Origin of the sequence: Haloterrigena alkaliphila (assembly GCF_017352155.2) — an archaeon.
GTDB lineage: Archaea > Halobacteriota > Halobacteria > Halobacteriales > Natrialbaceae > Haloterrigena > Haloterrigena alkaliphila.
Window position 1 is genome coordinate 2398995 of record NZ_CP071462.1, and the last position, 17408, is coordinate 2416402.

12 protein-coding genes are annotated in these 17408 nt (G+C 66.7%); 6 read left to right on the forward strand and 6 right to left on the reverse strand.

Annotated elements, in window-relative coordinates:
* The first annotated feature begins 47 nt into the window (after positions 1-47).
* The gene (locus tag J0X25_RS30540) at positions 48-2045 is read left to right on the forward strand and encodes a PAS domain S-box protein (RefSeq protein WP_207287682.1); all 1998 of its coding nucleotides are present in this window, start codon (positions 48-50) and stop codon (positions 2043-2045) included.
* On the opposite strand, the gene J0X25_RS30545 is transcribed toward J0X25_RS30540, so the two are convergent.
* Both J0X25_RS30545 and J0X25_RS30550 read right to left on the reverse strand, forming a co-directional pair.
* Complete coding sequence (locus J0X25_RS30545; protein WP_207287683.1) at positions 2042-2614, reverse strand: HalX domain-containing protein; 573 nt, start codon at positions 2612-2614, stop codon at positions 2042-2044. The two genes, J0X25_RS30540 and J0X25_RS30545, sit on opposite strands and share 4 nt — an antisense overlap.
* A 278-nt stretch (positions 2615-2892) precedes the next feature.
* Complete coding sequence (locus J0X25_RS30550) at positions 2893-4866, reverse strand: 3-hydroxyacyl-CoA dehydrogenase/enoyl-CoA hydratase family protein (RefSeq protein ID WP_207287684.1); 1974 nt, start codon at positions 4864-4866, stop codon at positions 2893-2895.
* Between the two features lie 115 nt (positions 4867-4981).
* Here J0X25_RS30550 and J0X25_RS30555 point away from each other — a divergent pair, with 115 nt between their 5' ends.
* Complete coding sequence (locus tag J0X25_RS30555) at positions 4982-6133, forward strand: acyl-CoA dehydrogenase family protein (protein ID WP_207287685.1); 1152 nt, start codon at positions 4982-4984, stop codon at positions 6131-6133.
* Between the two features lie 248 nt (positions 6134-6381).
* On the opposite strand, the gene J0X25_RS30560 is transcribed toward J0X25_RS30555, so the two are convergent.
* A complete protein-coding gene (locus J0X25_RS30560) occupies positions 6382-6897 on the reverse strand; it encodes a hypothetical protein (RefSeq protein ID WP_207287686.1) in 516 nt (171 codons plus the stop codon).
* A 61-nt stretch (positions 6898-6958) separates the two neighbouring features.
* Here J0X25_RS30560 and J0X25_RS30565 point away from each other — a divergent pair, with 61 nt between their 5' ends.
* Together J0X25_RS30565 and J0X25_RS30570 are read left to right on the forward strand one after the other, a co-directional pair.
* A complete protein-coding gene (locus J0X25_RS30565) occupies positions 6959-7705 on the forward strand; it encodes a helix-turn-helix domain-containing protein (RefSeq protein ID WP_207287687.1) in 747 nt (248 codons plus the stop codon).
* Positions 7706-8045: 340 nt separating this feature from the next.
* Positions 8046-10661: a heavy metal translocating P-type ATPase gene (locus J0X25_RS30570; RefSeq protein WP_207287688.1), complete on the forward strand. Its 2616-nt coding sequence runs from the start codon at positions 8046-8048 to the stop codon at positions 10659-10661.
* Between the two features lie 68 nt (positions 10662-10729).
* On the opposite strand, the gene J0X25_RS30575 is transcribed toward J0X25_RS30570, so the two are convergent.
* Entirely contained in the window at positions 10730-10888 is a 159-nt protein-coding gene (locus J0X25_RS30575; protein WP_207287689.1) for a DEAD/DEAH box helicase family protein, read from the reverse strand.
* A gap of 208 nt (positions 10889-11096) precedes the next feature.
* Here J0X25_RS30575 and J0X25_RS30580 point away from each other — a divergent pair, with 208 nt between their 5' ends.
* Both J0X25_RS30580 and J0X25_RS30585 read left to right on the forward strand, forming a co-directional pair.
* On the forward strand, positions 11097-11687 hold the full coding sequence (locus J0X25_RS30580; RefSeq protein WP_207287690.1) for a DNA-3-methyladenine glycosylase family protein: 591 nt from the start codon (positions 11097-11099) through the stop codon (positions 11685-11687).
* A 296-nt stretch (positions 11688-11983) separates the two neighbouring features.
* Positions 11984-13354, forward strand: coding sequence for a hypothetical protein (locus J0X25_RS30585; RefSeq protein ID WP_207287691.1), 1371 nt, complete (start codon positions 11984-11986; stop codon positions 13352-13354).
* Between the two features lie 75 nt (positions 13355-13429).
* On the opposite strand, the gene katG is transcribed toward J0X25_RS30585, so the two are convergent.
* Both katG and J0X25_RS30595 read right to left on the reverse strand, forming a co-directional pair.
* Positions 13430-15598: a catalase/peroxidase HPI gene (gene katG / locus J0X25_RS30590; RefSeq protein ID WP_207287692.1), complete on the reverse strand. Its 2169-nt coding sequence runs from the start codon at positions 15596-15598 to the stop codon at positions 13430-13432.
* Positions 15599-16019: 421 nt separating this feature from the next.
* Positions 16020-17363, reverse strand: coding sequence for a RimK family alpha-L-glutamate ligase (locus J0X25_RS30595; RefSeq protein WP_207287693.1), 1344 nt, complete (start codon positions 17361-17363; stop codon positions 16020-16022).
* Between the last annotated feature and the right edge of the window lie 45 nt (positions 17364-17408).

Here is a 17408-nt window from a genome sequence, read left to right on the forward strand (position 1 = left end):
GGCGATCCGGCGCGATGTCTGCGGATCCCGAACGGAGTCGAACTGACATGACCCGGCCACGAATTCTCTGTGTGAGCAGCGACCGATCGACGCGAGCGTCCGTGACGCTCGCGCTGACCGACGCGCCGGTCAACGTCGTCATCGCCCAGCGCAGTACGGAGGCCGTCGAACGCCTCGATCGGGAGTCGATCGACGCCATCCTCATCGACGCGAGCACGGTCGCGAACGTGCCGCGACTCGTCGATGCCGTCGAGGCCGAGGCGCCGGCGACGCCGACGTTCGTCCACTGGGGAAACGCCGAGGCCGGGGACGATTCGGTCGCCGTCCTCAGCGAGGTCGTCGCGCGCACCGACGAAACCGAGTCGGCGGCCCGACTGGCCGACGCGGTGACGAACCGGATCGGGAGCGGTCCGACCGACGGGTCGACCGACCTCGAGTCGCTAGCCGCCGAACTGACCGACGACACCGACCGGAACGAAGGCGACGCCACGCCCGCGGACCTCCCCGACGACCTCGCGGCGATCGTCTCCGCGGTCAGGCGGCGGCTGGTCGACGTCACCTCCCCCGTCGCCCTCGAGCGGATTCTCCGCGAGGAGGTGACGAGAAACGATCGGTTCGCGTTCGCCTGGGTCGGCGAGTACGATCAGGGCGAGGGGGAGATCGTCCCGTGGTTGACCGACCCGGACAGCACGGAGTGGCCGATGCAACGGACCTTCGGCATCGGCGGCGGCGAGCAACCGCTGCTCGAGCGCGCGATCCGGACCGGAGACCTCCAGACTCAGCAGCACGTCGGAGACGACCGCGACGCGGTCCCGTTCGGCGATCACGCGTTCGAACGGGACGTCAGCGCCGTCGCCGTCGCCCCGCTCTCCGCCAGCGGCCAGCGCTACGGCGTCGTGGTCGTCTACGCGCTCGAGGCCGTCACCGAGGCCGAGCGACGGGCAATCCGCTCGGTCGCCGACGCGGCCTCGCACGTCCTCGAGACGATCGCGATCCGGGGCCAACTCGAGCAACAGGGGCGGGCCCTCCACCGGTACGAACGGCTCGTCGAGACGGCCGGCGACGGGATGTACGTCCTCGACGGGCACGGCCACTTCATGACCGTCAACGACGCGCTCACGGCAACGACCGGCTACAGCCGCGAGGGCCTCCTCGGCGAACACGCGTCGATCGTCTTCGACGAGGAGGACATCGAGGCGGGCGAGGAGATCATCCGCTCGCTGCTCTCGGGCGGAGAGCGGACGGACACGCTCGAGTTGACTATCGAATCGAAGCGCGGCGAGCGAATCCCCTGCGAGGCCCAGATCGCCGTGCTCGTCCGCGACGGCGAGTTCACGGGTTCGGTCGGGGTCCTTCGAGACATCACCGAGCGCAAGCGCAGCGAGCGCAAACTCCGCGAACAGAACGAGCGACTGGACGCCTTCGCGGGCATCGTCAGTCACGACCTCCGAAACCCGCTGGGCGTCGCGCAGGGGTATCTCGACCTGCTCGCGGAGACCGAATCGCTCGAATACGTCGATAACGTCCGCGACGGTCTCGATCGCATGGAGACGATCGTCGAAGACGTTCTGGCGATCGCCCGCGACGGCGAGTGGGTGGCCGACGTCGAACCCGTCGATCTCGACGTCGTCGCCCGCGACGCCTGGGAGTACGTCTCGACGGCCGACGCGTCGCTGTCGGTCGCGGAGACGGCGACGATCGAGGGCGACCGGGCGCGCCTCCTGCGCCTGCTCGAGAATCTGTTCCGCAACGCCGTCGAACACGGCGACGCGTCCGTCATCCGCGTCGGCGTCCTGGGCGACCGAACGGACGCCCAGGCGCGGGGGTTCTACGTCGAGGACGACGGGTCGGGGCTGCCCGCCGACATCCGTGACGAGGTGTTCGAGGAGTCGGTCTCGTCATCGTCGTCGGGGCTCGGCATCGGGCTCTGGATCGTGAGAGAAGTCGCTACTGGACACGGCTGGTCGGTTACCGCGACCGAGGGCGAGGACGGTGGGGCACGGTTCGAATTCGCGTTCGACGCCGATTCGGACGATCGAGACTAGTTTTCCGACTGCAAGTCCTGAAAGGCGCCGACGAAGTCGTCGTGAGAGGACATCCCGGAGACCGTTTCGTCGACGCGGTCCTCGAGTTCCGCGACGCGGTCGCAGAGGTCCTGGTACTCCTCGTTGTCCGCGAGCGCGCGGTCGGCCTTCTCGGACTCCAGCAGCGCCTTCTTCGAGACGAGCGCGTAGTACTCCTGGATGTCCGACTCGTACTCCGAGCGATCGGCGACGTCGTCGACCATCTGGACGAGTTCGTCCTTCGAGACCGGCTTGACGAGGTAATCGTCGAAGCCCATCTCGATGATGTCGAAGTCCGGGTCGACGGCGGTCACCATCACGACCCGCGACTCGTAGCCGGCGTCTCTGATCCGTTCGAGGACCTCGTCGCCGGAGAGGCCCGGCATACGCCGGTCGAGCAGGACGACTTCGACGGCGTCGCTCATCTTCTCGAGGGCCTCTTCGCCGTCGTAGGCCGTGTCGACGGTCCACTCGTTCTGGAGCCACGCGGCGAAGAGATCCGCGAGACGCGCCTCGTCGTCGACGACGAGGATCTCGAGTTCGTCACTCATTGATTGCCCCCTCCGTTCTCTGCATCGTTACAGCCACGGGTCACTCATGGTACCTCTTCGTGATAAATCTCGCGACCAGCTATCAGAATTCGTACCATTCTGGCGACCGAGTCCACTACTCCTTTCGGCTGCGGTGAGAATCTGCCTCGCCGTTCGATCGGGCTCGAAAAGATAGCGAATCCGATACTGCGTCGGGACGCCGTGGCACTCGACGACGGGAGTCTCCGTAGCGGATCGGTGCGAGCGGGTTGCCGGCCGTCTCGCCGGATCTCCTCCCGTTACTTCCCTTCGAACTCCGGCTCCTCGTCTCCCATGAAGGCCGTGATCCCCTCCATGAGGTCGTCGGTCGCCATCAGGTGGCCGAAGGCGGAGGCCTCGTACTCGAGGCCGGCCTCGGTGTCGTCGCGACCGGTGAGCATCGCGCGCTTGGTGAACTTCTGGGCGATCGGCGGCCCGCCCGCGAGGTCGGTCGCGAGTTCGAGCGCGCGCTCGGCGAGGTCGTCGTCGTCGACGACCTCGTTGACGAAGCCGTAGTCGGCCATCGTCTCCGCGTCGAAGCGCTCGGCGGTGAGGATGATCTCCTTCGCGTGACCTTCGCCGACGATGTGCTTGAGCCGCTGGGTGCCGCCCCAGCCCGGAATGAGGCCGAGGTTCAGTTCCGGCTGGCCGAACTCGGAGCGCTCGCTGGCGACCCGGAGGTCGGCGCAGGTGGCCAGTTCCATCCCGCCGCCGAGACAGAAGCCGTCGATGCCGGCGACGACGGGCAGGTCGCAGGACTCGAGTTCGCCGAACGTCCGCTGGCCCAGTCGCGAGAGTTCCTGGCCCTCGAGGGGGTCGGCGCCGCTGCCGGCCATGCTCTGGACGTCCGCGCCCGCGGAGAAGGCCTGCTCGCCCTCGCCGATGATGCAGATCGCGCGGACCTCGTCGTCGTCCTCGAGCAGGTCGATCGCTTCGGAGAGTTCCTCGAGCAGTTCGTCGCTGATCGTGTTCATCCGGTGGGGCCGGTCGAGGACGACGTGGCCGACCATGTCGCCGGGGTACTCGACGCGGATCGTCTCGAACTCGGTCGTCCCCTCGTCTCCCCCCTGCTCGTAGAAGCCGCCTTCTTCGGCGCGCTCCTCGAGGTAGTCGGCGGGTTCGTACCGCGCGTGGCCGGTCTTCTCGTGGGCCTCCTCGAGCGCCTCGAGGGCGTTCTCGATCCCGAACTCGTCGACCATCTTGACGGGACCGTCCGGGAAGCCGGCGCCGAGTTTGGTCGCCTCGTCGATCGATTCGGGCGGCGCGACGTCGCCGCCGATCAGCTTGGCGCACTCGTTGGCCAGCGTCGCGACCAGCCGCTTCTCGACGAGGTCGGACTGCTCGTCGGTGGGGATCTGGGCTCCCTCGCCGTCCTCGTAGTCGTAGAAGCCCTTGCCGGTCTTCTTGCCGAGTTCTTCGCTCTCGACTTTCTGCTCGAACAGCGGACTCGGCTCGTAGGCCTCGCCCAGTACTTCGTTCATGTAGTCGAGCACGTGGTACCCCACGTCGATGCCGGTGAGGTCGGCGAGTTCGAAGCTCCCCATCGGTAGCCCCATCCCGTACTTGGTCGTCGAGTCGACCTCGGCGATGGTCGCCTCGTCGTCGTGAACCAGCCAGCAGGCCTCGTTCATCAGCGGCACGAGGACGCGGTTGACGATGAAGCCGGGCGAGTCCTTGTGAACGCGCACGGGCGTCTTCCCGATATCCTCGGCCAGCGCCTCGACGGTCTCGAGGGTCTCGTCGCTGCTCTCCGCGCCTGAAATGACCTCCACGAGGTCCATCCGCACCGGCGGGTTGAAGAAGTGCATCCCGCAGAACCGCTCCGGCCGTTCGGTGAACTCCGCGAGGTCCGTGATCGAGAGGCTCGAGGTGTTGGTCGCGAAGATCGCCCGGTCGGGGGCGACCTCCTCGAGTTCCTCGTAGACGTCTTTCTTGATCTCCATCTGTTCCGGCACGGCCTCGATGACGACGTCTGCGTCGCCGCAGGCCTCGCTCATGTCGACCAGCGGCGTCACCCGCTCGAGGGCGGCGTCGGCCTCCTCCTCGGAGAGCTGGTCGTTCTCCGCGAGCTTGTTCAGCGACCACTCGATCTGCTCGTACCCGTTCTGGACGAACTCGTCTTTGATGTCGCGCATGGTGACATCGTAGCCGGCCATCGCGACGACCTCCGCGATGCCGTGGCCCATGTTGCCCGCCCCGAGAACTGCGACAGTGTTGATATCTTCCAGCTCCATGGACGTACGTGCGATGGGGACCTGTTTGAACGTTTCCCCATTCTATCGAGGAAACTGTTGTTGAGTTCACTGTCGGTTACAAACTTCTTTATCTCTGGGATTGGAATGCACACCCATGGAATTTGGTCTCAGCGAAGAACAGGAACAGATCCGCGAAGAAGTCGCTCGGTTCGCCGAGAACGAAATCGTCCCGGAGGCCGAGACGTACGATCAGGAGGAGAAGTTCCCCCACGAGATCGTCGACAAGGCCGCCGAGATGGGGCTCGTCGGCTCCTCGATCCCGATCGAGTACGGCGGCGCCGGCTACTCGACGGTCGAGTCGGTGCTCATCGCCGAGGAACTGTTCTCCTACGACCCCGGCATCGCGCTCTCGATTCTCGCCTGTTCGTTCGGTACCGAGGCCATCCGCGAGTTCGGCACCGAAGACCAGAAGGAGCGCTTCTTAGAGCCCGTCGCGATGGGCGAGAAGATCTCCGGCGCGGCGATCTCGGAGCCCGACACCGGCTCGGACGTCTCCTCGGTCTCGACGCAGGCCGAGAAGGACGGCGACGAGTGGGTGATCAACGGCAACAAGATGTGGATCACCAACGGCACCGTCGGCGACTTCTTCGTCGTCCTCTGTAAGACCGACCCCGACGCCGAGGGCCGGTACGACGGCTTCAGCCAGATCGTCGTCGAGTCCGACCGCGACGGATTCAGTTCCGACAAGATCACCGGCAAACTCGGTATTCGGGCCTCCGATACCGCCGAACTCATCCTCGACGACGTCCGCGTCCCCGAGGAGAACCTCATCGGCGACGAGGGCGCCGCGTTCCTCCAGCAGATGCAGTTCTTCGACGCCACCCGAACCGGCGTCGCCGCACAGGGCGTCGGGATCGCGAAAGGGGCGCTTCGAGCCGCCCTCGAGTACGCCCAGGACCGCGAACAGTTCGGCCAGCCGATCAGCGAGTTCCAGGCCATCCAGCACAAACTCGCCGACATGGCGACGAAGACCGAGGCCGCGCGCAACCTGACCTACAAGGCCGCCTGGAACGTCGACCAGGGCAACGACATCACCAAACTCGCCTCGATGGCCAAGGAGTACTCCTCGCGCGTCGCCGTCGACGTCGCCAACGAGGCCGTCCAGATCCACGGCGGCTCCGGCTACGTCAACGACTTCCCCGTCGAGCGCTTCTACCGCGACTCGAAGATCACCCAGATCTACGAGGGGACCAGCGAGATTCAGAAGAACGTCATCGCCCGCGAACTGCTCAGCGACGGGCTGTAAAACGAAGTTTTGCGCTGCGGGTGCGCCGAAGGCGCACCCTCGGCAAAAATTCGATTAAAAGCACTCCTCCTTCCCCTTCACCCGCGTAAACGCGGGTTCCGGGTCAGTCGTCGGCCCGCGAGCGCCATCGGCGCTCGCGGTGAACGGCGTCGCTCACGGGTCACTACGTTCCCCGTTCGTTGTCTCGCAGTTCTCGCCCCTGCGGGGCTCCGAACCGTTCGTTCGCCGATTCGAGACGGAATCTCGAGTCAGCCGTCGCTGTCCGAATCGGTGTCGGTTCCGTCGTTGTCCGAGTCGGTGTCGGTCCCGTCGCTGTCGGAGTCGGTATCGGTCCCGTCGCTGTCCGAATCGGTATCGGTATCGCCGTCATCGCTATCGCTGTCGGTGTCGCCGTTACCGACGACCGTGTGCGGGTTCGCCCTCGTGTCGCGCCCGTCGGTCGCGCGCGGTGAGCCGCCGGTCGATCGCCGCCGCGTCGAGTCGATGGTTCGCGCGGTGTGGTCCGACGGACGGCCCTGCTGTGGGGACCCGTCGTCCGCGCCGGGGGCACGGTCGTCCGAGAGCGTATACAGCACGACGGGCGGGAGGACGTACGAGCCGATGGCCAGCACGGCGAACCACGGATCGAGGAAGATCAGCAGCCCGAAGATCGTCAGTCCCGCGGTCGCGGCCGTGTGGACGGTCGTGTCCGTATAGCGGCGGTAGTACGCCCAGAACTCGCTGCCGTGTTTCGTCACGGTCGAAATCACCACCGGCGATGCCATTAGCGATCGTACGTGCTCGAGCGAGAAACCCCTTTGTCGTGTGGGACCCTACGAACGCGCAATGAGAGAGTTCGTCTTCGCCCTCGAGTACGAACCGGGCACCAACCCGGTCGCCGACGTCCTCGCCGAGTATCCCGACACCTCGATCCGTTCGCTGTCGTGTCACGTCACCCGGGACAGCCTCTGGCGGGTCGACCACGCGGAGGGCTCGCCCGAGGCGCTCGAGGCTCTCGAGGACGCCTACAAGAACGCGGCCTTCTTCGCGGACTGTCTGGTCAAGGACGACTGCGGCGCCGACTGCGAAGTGCAGGTACTGGATCGCTCGAACGATACGCTGGTCGTCTACACCTACTGGGACCGCACGGACGTCTGCACGTCGGTTCCCCACGTCGCCCTCGAGTACCTCGGCAAGGGGCTGCTGTTCGAGACCTACCGCGAGGGCCGGCGCTACCGCTGGCGGATCGTGCTGGGCAGCGACGCGCCGATCCACGAGTTCTTCGACGCGCTGGGCGACGAGGTCGGCGAGTGTACCGGCATCGAGATGCTGCGGCTGACGGAACTCGATCCCGATCGCGCCCCGCTCGAGCCCGAGCAGGACCTCCCGGACGAACAGCGCGAGGCGCTGCGGGCGGCCGTCGAGCACGGCTACTACGAGACGCCGCGCCGGATCGAACTCGGCGAGTTGGCGGAGCGACTCGAGATTCCGCGATCGACGCTCTCCTACCGGCTTCGGCGGGCCGAGTCCAGCCTCGCGACGACGTTCGTGGACGAAGACGAGTCGCTCGAGACGTTGGCGGCTGGACTCTGAATGAGAACCGGTGCCCCGCTATAGACGGAGAAACCGAACGGTCGACTCGCGAACTCGTTCCGGAACGAGTGTGCTGCTCTCGTGGCAACAGGGAATAGCCACACCCTCCCCAACCGATTCGCTCGCTCCTTCCAGTCGCTCACTCATCCCTCGCACGGCATAGGCGCCCGCCCTCGCGGTCGCTCGGGCGGGCGACAGCGCGCGCCACCGCACGCTGGCTGGTCGAGTCTACGCGATGGGCCGAAGCCGACCTCGAAGGACGACCGATTAGCTCGAGCCGACACCTGATTTGGCGCACGCCAAATAACCCGTATAGTAGCGGGACGACTACTGACCAGTAATGAGCGACACCTCCCCATCGGCACCCGATGCGCCGCCGGACGCGAATACGAGCCGGACCCTCGAGCTCCGCGTCCCCGAGATGGACTGTCCCTCCTGTGCCGGGAAGGTGACCAACAGCGTCGAGCGACTCGAGGGAATCGACGGGATCGACGCGCGGGTGACCAGCGGTCGCCTCGTCGTCGAGTTCGATCCGACGCGGACCGACGAGGACGCGATCCGCGAGCGGGTCCGCGCGGCCGGCTACGAGATCGTCGGCGCGGCGTCGGAGCTGACGTTCTCGGTGCCCGACATGGACTGCGCCTCCTGTGCGAACAAGGTCGAGAACGCGCTCGAGGGCACCGCGGGCGTCGGCGAGATCGAGACCCGGCCGGCCTCGGGTCGCGTGACGGTCGCGGTCGACGACGGCGCCGACTCGGAGACGGTCGCCGATGCTATCGGCTCCGCAGGCTACGACGCGACGCCGATGGACGACGGCACCGGCGGCGAGCCGATGGGCGACGACGAGCCGATCTGGCAGAGCCGCCGGGCCGTCACGACGGGTATCGGGGCCGTCCTCGTGGGGCTGGGGATGCTCCTCGAGTTCGTTCTACCGAGCGCGAACCCGGCGCTGTTCTCGCTCGTCGGCGGCGGTCTCGTCGATCGGACCTACCACCTCTCGACGGCGCTCTTTCTCGTCACCGCGGCCATCGCCGGTGCGCCGATCCTCCGGAACGGCTACTACTCCGCGCGCAACCGGAGTCTGGACATCGATTTCCTGATGGGGGTCGGGATCCTCGCCAGCGTCGCGGCCCACCACCCCTTCGAGGGGGCGATGCTCGCGGTGCTGTTCAGCGTCGCGGAACTGCTCGAGCAGTTCTCGATGGACCGCGCCCGCGACTCGCTGCGGGAACTGATGGACCTCTCGCCCGATACGGCGACGGTCAAGCGCGAGGACGGCAGCGAGGAGACGGTCCCCGCCGAGGAGGTCGCGGTCGGTGACACCGTCGTCGTTCGGCCCGGAGAGAAGATCCCGGCCGACGGCGTGGTGCTCGAGGGTGAAAGTGCGGTCGACCAGTCGCCGATCACCGGCGAGAGCGTGCCCGCCGACAAGACGGCGGGCGACGAGGTCTTCGCCGGGACGATCCCCGAGTCGGGCTATCTCGAGGTCGAGGTGACCAGCGAGGCCGACGACTCGACGATCGCCCGAATCGTCCGCATGGTCGAGGACGCCGAGCGCGAGAAGACCCAGCGCGAGCGGTTCGTCGACCGCTTCGCGAGCGTCTACACGCCGATCGTCGTCACGCTCGCGGTCGCGCTCGCCGTCGCGCCGCCGCTGCTCGCGGGCGCCTCGTGGAACACCTGGTTCCTCCGCGGGCTGACGCTGCTGGTGATCGCCTGCCCCTGCGCGTTCGTCATCTCGACGCCGGTCAGCGTCGTCTCCGGCATCACGAGCGCCGCCCGAAACGGCGTGCTCATCAAGGGCGGGCGCTACCTTGAGGCCGTCGGCGAGAGCGACGTGCTCGCGGTCGACAAGACGGGAACCCTCACCGTGGGCGACCTCTCCGTGACCGACGTGATCCCCCTCGAGGGAGCCGACGAGGACGACGTCCTCCGGCGGGCCAGCGCCATCGAACGACGCAGCGAACACCCGATCGGGCAGGCGATCGTCGACTACGCCGAGGACCAGGGAGTCACCGACGCGGACGACGACCCCGACGTCTCGGCGTTCGAGGCGCTGACCGGGAAGGGCGTCCGCGCCGAAATCGACGGCGCCACCCACTACGTCGGCAAGCCGGACCTGTTCGACGGCCTCGCCGACCTGAAACACGCCCACGCGACGACCGACGGCGGTATGGCCCTCGAGGAGTTGGGGTACGACTCGAGCCCGCAGTGCGAGCGCGATGGCTGTCTGGACGTCCTCGCGGACGTCGTCCCGGACCTCGAGGCGGACGGAAAGACCGTCGTCGTCGTCGGCACCGAAGACCGACCGCTGGGCGTTATCGCCGTGGCGGACCGCGTCCGACCCGAAGCGAAGTGGGCCGTCTCGAAACTGCAGGAGCAAGGGGTCCGCGTCGTGATGCTCACCGGCGACAACGAGGGCACCGCCCGCGCCATCGCCGAAGCGGTGGGGATCGACGAGTACCACGCCGAACTGCTGCCCGACGAGAAACTCGAGTGGATTCGCCGGCTCGAGGGCGAGGACGAGGAGGGTAGTGAGGGAGACGGCAACGGGGCGACCAGCGAGGACGCCACCGTCGCCATGGTCGGCGACGGCATCAACGACGCGCCCGCGCTCGCGACCGCCGGCGTCGGCATCGCGATGGGCGCTGCGGGGACCGATACCGCCCTCGAGACGGCCGACGTGGCGCTGATGAGCGACGACCTCACGCGGCTGCCGTACCTCTACGAACTCTCCCACACCGCCAACGGCGTCATCCGCCAGAACATCTGGGCGAGCCTCGCGGTGAAGGCCGTCCTCGCCGCCGGGACGCCGTTCGGCCTCGTCACGGTGATCCACGCGGTGGTCATCGGCGACATGGGGATGAGCCTCGGCGTGACCGGCAACGCGATGCGCCTGGCCAATGTCGAACCCGAGACGCCTCCGGGACTCGAGACCGACGCCGGCGATCGGTAACTGAATCGGCTTTCGATCGGTTCTACGCGACGACTCGACCGGACACGCCGTCTGGAACGCGCGATCGGTCAGACGGCGTCGCCGAGTTCCTCCGCTTCCCACTCCGCGACGAGTTCTTTGGCCAACTCGCGCGGTCGGTGATCGTAGACGAGATGGTGTTCGAGATCCTCGTCGAGAACCATCCCTTCGTTGCACAGCGGACAGAAGACCGATGACCGGGTAGTCATACCGACGGTAGACCGTCCGACGCGAAAACCTCCTCGCCGAATCACGTCGGTGCGAAGAGCGGCGGATTCGTCTCGACGGGCGGGCCGAAAAGGGCAGGCGTAGGCCGTGCCTCGGGGTGTGACCGTCCTCGAGCGGTCTCCCCACGAGTCGGCGGCGATTCGCAACCGGGACGCCTATCCGCTCCCGGTCCCTTACGCTCGTATCCGAATGCTGGACGAGGCACACTCCGTACTGCGACGCGACCCCGTGATGGCCGACCTCATCGAGCGACACGATCCGTACGTCGAACGGGACTGGGACGAGTACGAGCGGCTCTGTATCACGATCATCAATCAACAGCTGTCGACGGCCAGCGCGGCCGCCGTTCGCGAGCGCGTCTTCGAGTCGCTCAGCGGCGAGGTGACCCCCGAGAACGTCCTGAACGCGGAGGACGAGGCGCTGCGCGCGGCCGGCCTCTCCGAGAGCAAGGTCGAGTACATGCGCAACGCCGCGCGTGCCTTCCGAGCGAACGATTACACGCGGGAGGGGATGGCCGAGTACTCGAACGACGAGGTCGTCGACAGACTGACCGAGATCAAGGGCGTCGGCGAGTGGACGGCGCGCATGTACCTCCTGTTCGTCCTGGAACGCGAAGACGTGTTGCCGCTGGGTGACCTCGCCATTCGCCGCGCGATCGAGGACCTCTACGGGAACGGTGGGGAGCTCTCCCGCGCCGAGATGCGCGACATCGCCGACCAGTGGCGACCGTACCGGAGCGTCGCGACGCGGTACCTGTGGGCGGAGTACGAATCGGACTGACCACCCCGACGACAGGCTCGGTATCGTCCCCTCGAGCGACGGGGCCTCGGGCGATCAAACGAACGTTGCTCGAGACGGAACCCACTGAAACGGTCGGCAGAGTGACTCGAGTCGAGGGTCGACACCGGTAATCCGGTGCTGCTGGCGCCCCGACGACCGGGAGTCGCCCTGACCGGCGCCGTAAACCGCGATTACCGACCCGATAATTCATGCCGCGTTCGGGGGCCGGAGAAACGAGATACTGACCGGCGAGAGGGCCCCGCCGACTCAAGTGTGATTCGCCCGCGATTGGGGATATGGCAAACGATATGCCCTCGGACGAGCAGTCGACAGACACCCCGTCGGAGCGGCGAATGACCACCGACCCCGAGCGGATCAAGGAGTGGGCGGAAGCCCGCGATGCGGTCCCCGTAACGGTTCGCGACAGCGAGGACCACGGACACTCCTTCGCTCGCCGGGACGACCTCACCGACGACCACGAGGAGTACACCTGGGACGAGTTCATCGACGCGTTTCAGGACGACGACCTGGTGTTCATCTACCACGAGGACGAGTCCACGGCGGAGGGACTGGGCCACTTCGAACTCGTCGAGCGCGAGCGGGCGTTCGAACGCGCCGACCTCGGCCGAAACGAACTCGAGGATCAGCTTCGAGAGGGGAAGACGGTGACGACCGAAATCGTCGAAACCCAGGTCGTCGAGACGGAGGTCGTCGAGCGGGACACCATCGAGAGCGAGGTCGTCGACACCGAACTCGCCGAACGCCACGTCGTCGACTCGGAGCTGCTGAACCGGGAAATCGTCGACACCGAGTTCGTCACCGCCGACGAGATCGAGGTAATCACGGAGGAGAGCCGCCTCGACACGATCGAGGAAGTCGAACGCTACACGATCGAGAGCAAGGTCGTCGACGTCGACGTCGACCAGCACGACGAACTCGAGAGCGAAAAGATCGAGACCGGCATCGAACTCGAGAGCGTCCAGCGGTCGATCCTCGAGAGCGACGTCGTACGGACGGACGTGACCGCCGACGACGTCATCGAGCAGGGAGTCATCCGGAGCAATCGCGACGAGGGCGACGCGGTCCACAGCGAACTGATCGAGCGTCGCACGATCGAGGAGCAGATCGACGAACGGACGCGGATGATCTTCACCCTCGAGGAGACCGAACTGCTCGACTCGGAGGTCATCGGCACCGACGTCATCGAGGGCGAGATCATCGACGTCGAGGAGTACGGCGAGATCGAGACGATCGCCGAGGCCGGCGGTGCAGGTGCCGGCGCTGGCATGGGTACCGGCACCGAGGCGACCGGCGAACCCGACGTTGAAGTCGAGTCCGGTACCGGGACGTCGACCGCCGACACGGGCGATATGGGCGGTGCAGGCCGAATCGAGCTCTCCGAGGACGATCAGGGGAAGGACGTCGTCGACGAGACCGGCGAACAGATCGGCATCGTCGCGGAGGTCGAGGGGCAGACGGCCTACGTCGATCCGGAGCCGGGGCTGACGGATCGTCTCAAAGCGCGGATGAACTGGGGCGGCGGCCACGACGACGAGGACTACCCCATCGAAGCCTCGGAGATCAACGAGATCAACAACGACGAAGTGATCGTCCAGCACAGCGGGAACGAGGATCTCACCGACGACGAGGACACCACCGGCATCTAGTAAGGGTAACCGATCGCAACGCGAACGGCGCGTCGAGCGAGAAGTGAGACGCGTCGGAGTCGACGTCTCGAGTCCTTACTCGAGGTCGAAGCGATCGAGCGTCATCACCTTGTGCCAGGCGTCGACGAAGTCCTCGACGAGTTTCTCCTCACCGTCAGCGGCGGCATAGACGTCCGCGGTGGCGCGAAGTCGGGCGTTCGACCCGAAGATGAGGTCGAGGCGGGTGGCTTCCCACTCGACCTCGCCGGTATCGCGGTCGCGCACTTCGAAGACTTCCTCGTTCTCGTCGACCGGCTCCCACTCGTACTTCATATCGAGCAGGTTCTCGAAGAAGTCGTTGGTCAGCGTTCCCGGTTCGTCGGTGAAGGCCCCGCGGTGGGCGTCCCCGTAGGTCGCGCCGAGAGCGCGCATGCCGCCGACCAGCACGGTCATCTCGGGCACCGTCAGGTTCAGTAGTTCCGCCTTGTCGACCATCCGCTCCTCGGGCGTGTCGTACAGGTCGTCGACGTCGCCGTCGCCGAGGTAGTTGCGGAAGGCGTCGACCTCCGGTTCGAGCGCCTCGAAGGAGTCGACGTCGGTCAGGTCCTGCGTGGCGTCCGTGCGACCGGGCTCGAAGGGAACCTCGACGTCGTAGCCGGCCTCGGCCGCCGCCCGCTCGACGGCCGCGTTGCCGCCCAGGACGATCAGGTCGGCCAGCGAGACCCGCACGTCGTCGTCGCGCGAGGCGTTGAACTCCTCCTGGATGCCCTCGAGGGTCTCGAGCGCCGTCTCGAGTTCCTCGGGCTCGTTGACCTCCCAGCTGCGCTGTGGTTCGAGTCGGACGCGAGCGCCGTTCGCGCCGCCGCGCTTGTCGCTGTCGCGGTAGGTCGAGGCCGAGGCCCACGCGGTCTTCGCCAGTTGCGAGACCGAGAGGTCCGAGGCGAGGATCTCGTCTTTGAGCTGTGCGGCCTCCTCGTCGCCGACGAACTCGTAGTCGGCCTCGGGAATCGGGTCCTGCCAGACGAACGTCTCGTCGGGGACCTCCGGGCCGTGGTACCGCTCGGGCGGGCCCATGTCGCGGTGGAGGAGCTTGTACCACGCCTTCGCGAACGCCTGCTGGAAGGCCTCCGGATCCTCTCGGAACTCCTCGAGGATCTCCCGGTAGTCGTCGTCGTGCTTCAGGGCGACGTCCGTCGTCAGCATCATCGGCTCTTCGCTCACCTCGGAGTCGTGTGGGGACGGCGCCTCATCGATGTCGTCGCCGACGGGCTCCCACTGCCAGGCACCGCCGGGACCCTTGACCGAGGTCCAGTCGTGCTCCAGCAGGTTGTCGATGTAGCCCATGTCCCACTGGATCGGCGTGGCGTTCCACGGCCCCTCGATACCGCTGGTGATGACGTCGAGGCCGCCGGCCTTGTCTTCGACGTGCTCCTGCGCCCAACCGAGGCCCTGCTGTTCGATGGGTGCCGACTCGGGCTCGGGACCGACGTTCTCCTCGGGGTCGTCCGCGCCGTGGACCTTCCCGAAGGTGTGGCCGCCAGCGATGAGTGCCACCGTCTCCCGGTCGCTCATCGCCATGCGCGAGAACTCCTCGCGGATGTTCTTCGCGGACCCTTCGACGTCCGGTTCGCCGTACGGGCCCTCGGGGTTCACGTAGATGAGCCCCATCACGGTGTTCGCGAGCGGGTTCTTGAGATTGCCGACCTCCTCGTCCTCGAAGCGCTCGGGCGAGGTCGTCTCCCACTCGGTCTCGGGCCCCCACTCGACGACCTCGTTGGACTTGAACTCGTCCTCGCGGCCGCCAGCGAAGCCGTACGTCTCGAAGCCCATCGACTCCAGCGCGACGTTCCCGGCCAGCACGATCAGGTCGCCCCACGAGAGCTTGCGGCCGTACCTCTGTTTGACCGGCTGGAGCAGCCGACGTGCCTTGTCGAGATTCACGTTGTCCGGCCAGCTACTCTCCGGCGGGAGACGCTGCAGACCGCCCGACGCGCCGGCGCGGCCGTCGGCCGTCCGGTAGGTCCCGGCGCTGTGCCAGGCCATCCGGATGAAAAACGGCCCGTAGTGGCCGTAGTCGGCCGGCCACCAGTCCTGGGAGGACGTCATCACGTCCTCGATGTCCGCTTTGACCTCCTCGTAGTCGAGTTTCTGGAACTCCTCGGCGTAGTCGAAGTCCTCGCCGTACGGCCCGGCCTCGAAGGCGTTATCGTCGAGAACGTCTAATCGCAACAGGTTCGGCCACCAGTCTTGGTTGGACCATGTCATCACCCGGTAAAAGCCACGTTCGCCTATTAATGTTTTCGGTTCCATGACGTTGTCTTTCTACTACAAGAATAATTCTTCCGGATATATTAACACTGATTGCCTCCTCGGCTTCCGGTGTCGGCCCGAATCGAGGATCGTTCAGCATTCGAGCGTCTTCCTCGAAGCGCTTTCGGGATCCGTCCGCGAGCCCCTCGAAACGCCGCGACGTCCCTGGACCGCTAGCGACGCGGAGTCTGTCCCGTCGACGACGGTCTTCGCGAGGGGCGGCGATCGGTCGCCCCTCGGATCGTCACCGTCGGTCCTCGACTCGGCCGGCGGACGCGATACTCGCCGCTGTCGGAGGCCGTGAATCAAAAGCCATCGTCGGCCGCGAGGGTGATATTCAACAGTTCGGCCGTTCCGAGGTCGACCGTTACGTTTCTTATTCCTCTTCTTCGGGCGTGTCGGGCGCGTCGGCGTCGACGCGGCGACCCACGTCGACCTGGTAGTTCCCGAGGATGTCCCGGCCGAGGATGACGGGGTAGTCCATGTGGCTGCGGTCCTCGACGCTGGCGGTGACGGTGTGTTGGTTACCGCCGACGCCGACGACGACGTCGACGACGGGACGGCTCCTGGCGGTCTTGCTGCTGCCGGAGCGGATCTTCGTGATCGACTTGATCGGGCCGGCGCCGATGTCGGCCGCGAGCGCGGTGTCGATGCTGGTCCGCGTCGCACCCGTGTCGGACTTCGCGAGGACGGTCTTCGAGCCGCTCGTGCCCGAGAGCACGATCTTTTCGGTGTAGCCGATCACGCTCGGCTCCGCGTCCGGCGTCGTCGCCTTGATGGGCTGGGCGGTCGGCCGAGAGTCGTCCAGCACGCTCGAGAGGTCCTCGACGCGTTCCTGGTCGACGTCGCCGCCGGCGCGCTCGATGGCGAGTTTCGCGATGTAGGGCGCCGGACTGACGTCGGTCGCCTCGTACAGCCCCTTGAACCCCGCGGTGGGATTGACCTCGAGGACGAACCAGCCCTCGTCGCCCTCGACGAGGTCGACGCCGGCGTAGTCGAGGCCGATGGCGTCGGCGGCGCGGCGGGCCATCTCGCGGGCCTCCTCGGGGAGGTCGTCGGTCGCGTCTTCGACGGAGCCCCCGAGCGCGACGTTGGTCCGCCAGTCGTTGTCGGGCGCGTACCGGTACATCGCGCTGATGACCTCGCCGCCGACGACGTAGACGCGGACGTCGCGGTGGCGGGCGTCGTCGCGGTCGATGAGTTCCTGCAGGAAGGCGTATCGGTTACCGACCTTGGCGTTGACCGGGTCGTTCGGGCCGACCTTCCAGGTTCCACCACCGTGGGTTCCGATCGCCGTCTTGTAGACGGCCTCCTCGCCGTATCGGTCGCGCGCCGCGTTGAGTTGCTCGCCGCTGAGCGCGAGGGTGACGTCGGGGGTCCGAACGTCGTTGGCGGCCAGCGTCGTCGCAGTTGCGAGTTTGTGGATCGCCGTCAGCACGGTCGACGGCTCGTTGAGCGTCGGCACCAGCTGGGCGAACGTGTTCGCCAGCCCCAGTTCCTCGGCGGGCTGTTCGGTGTTCGACAGCAGCATCCGGTTGGCGATGACGTCGACCCCCGGCTCGAGGACGACGCTGCCGTCGGTGACGCTGATCGAGGTGTTCTCCGACCGGAGCCACTCGGTGTCGTGGCCGAGCGCCTCGACGGCGTTCAGGATCGCTTTCGTCTCCTTGCTCGTGTGTAGACTCAGCACCCCTACGGTGACGGGATCGGCGACTGCCATACCGGAGTACACAGCGACGCACGGGAAAAGTATGCGGTAATCAAC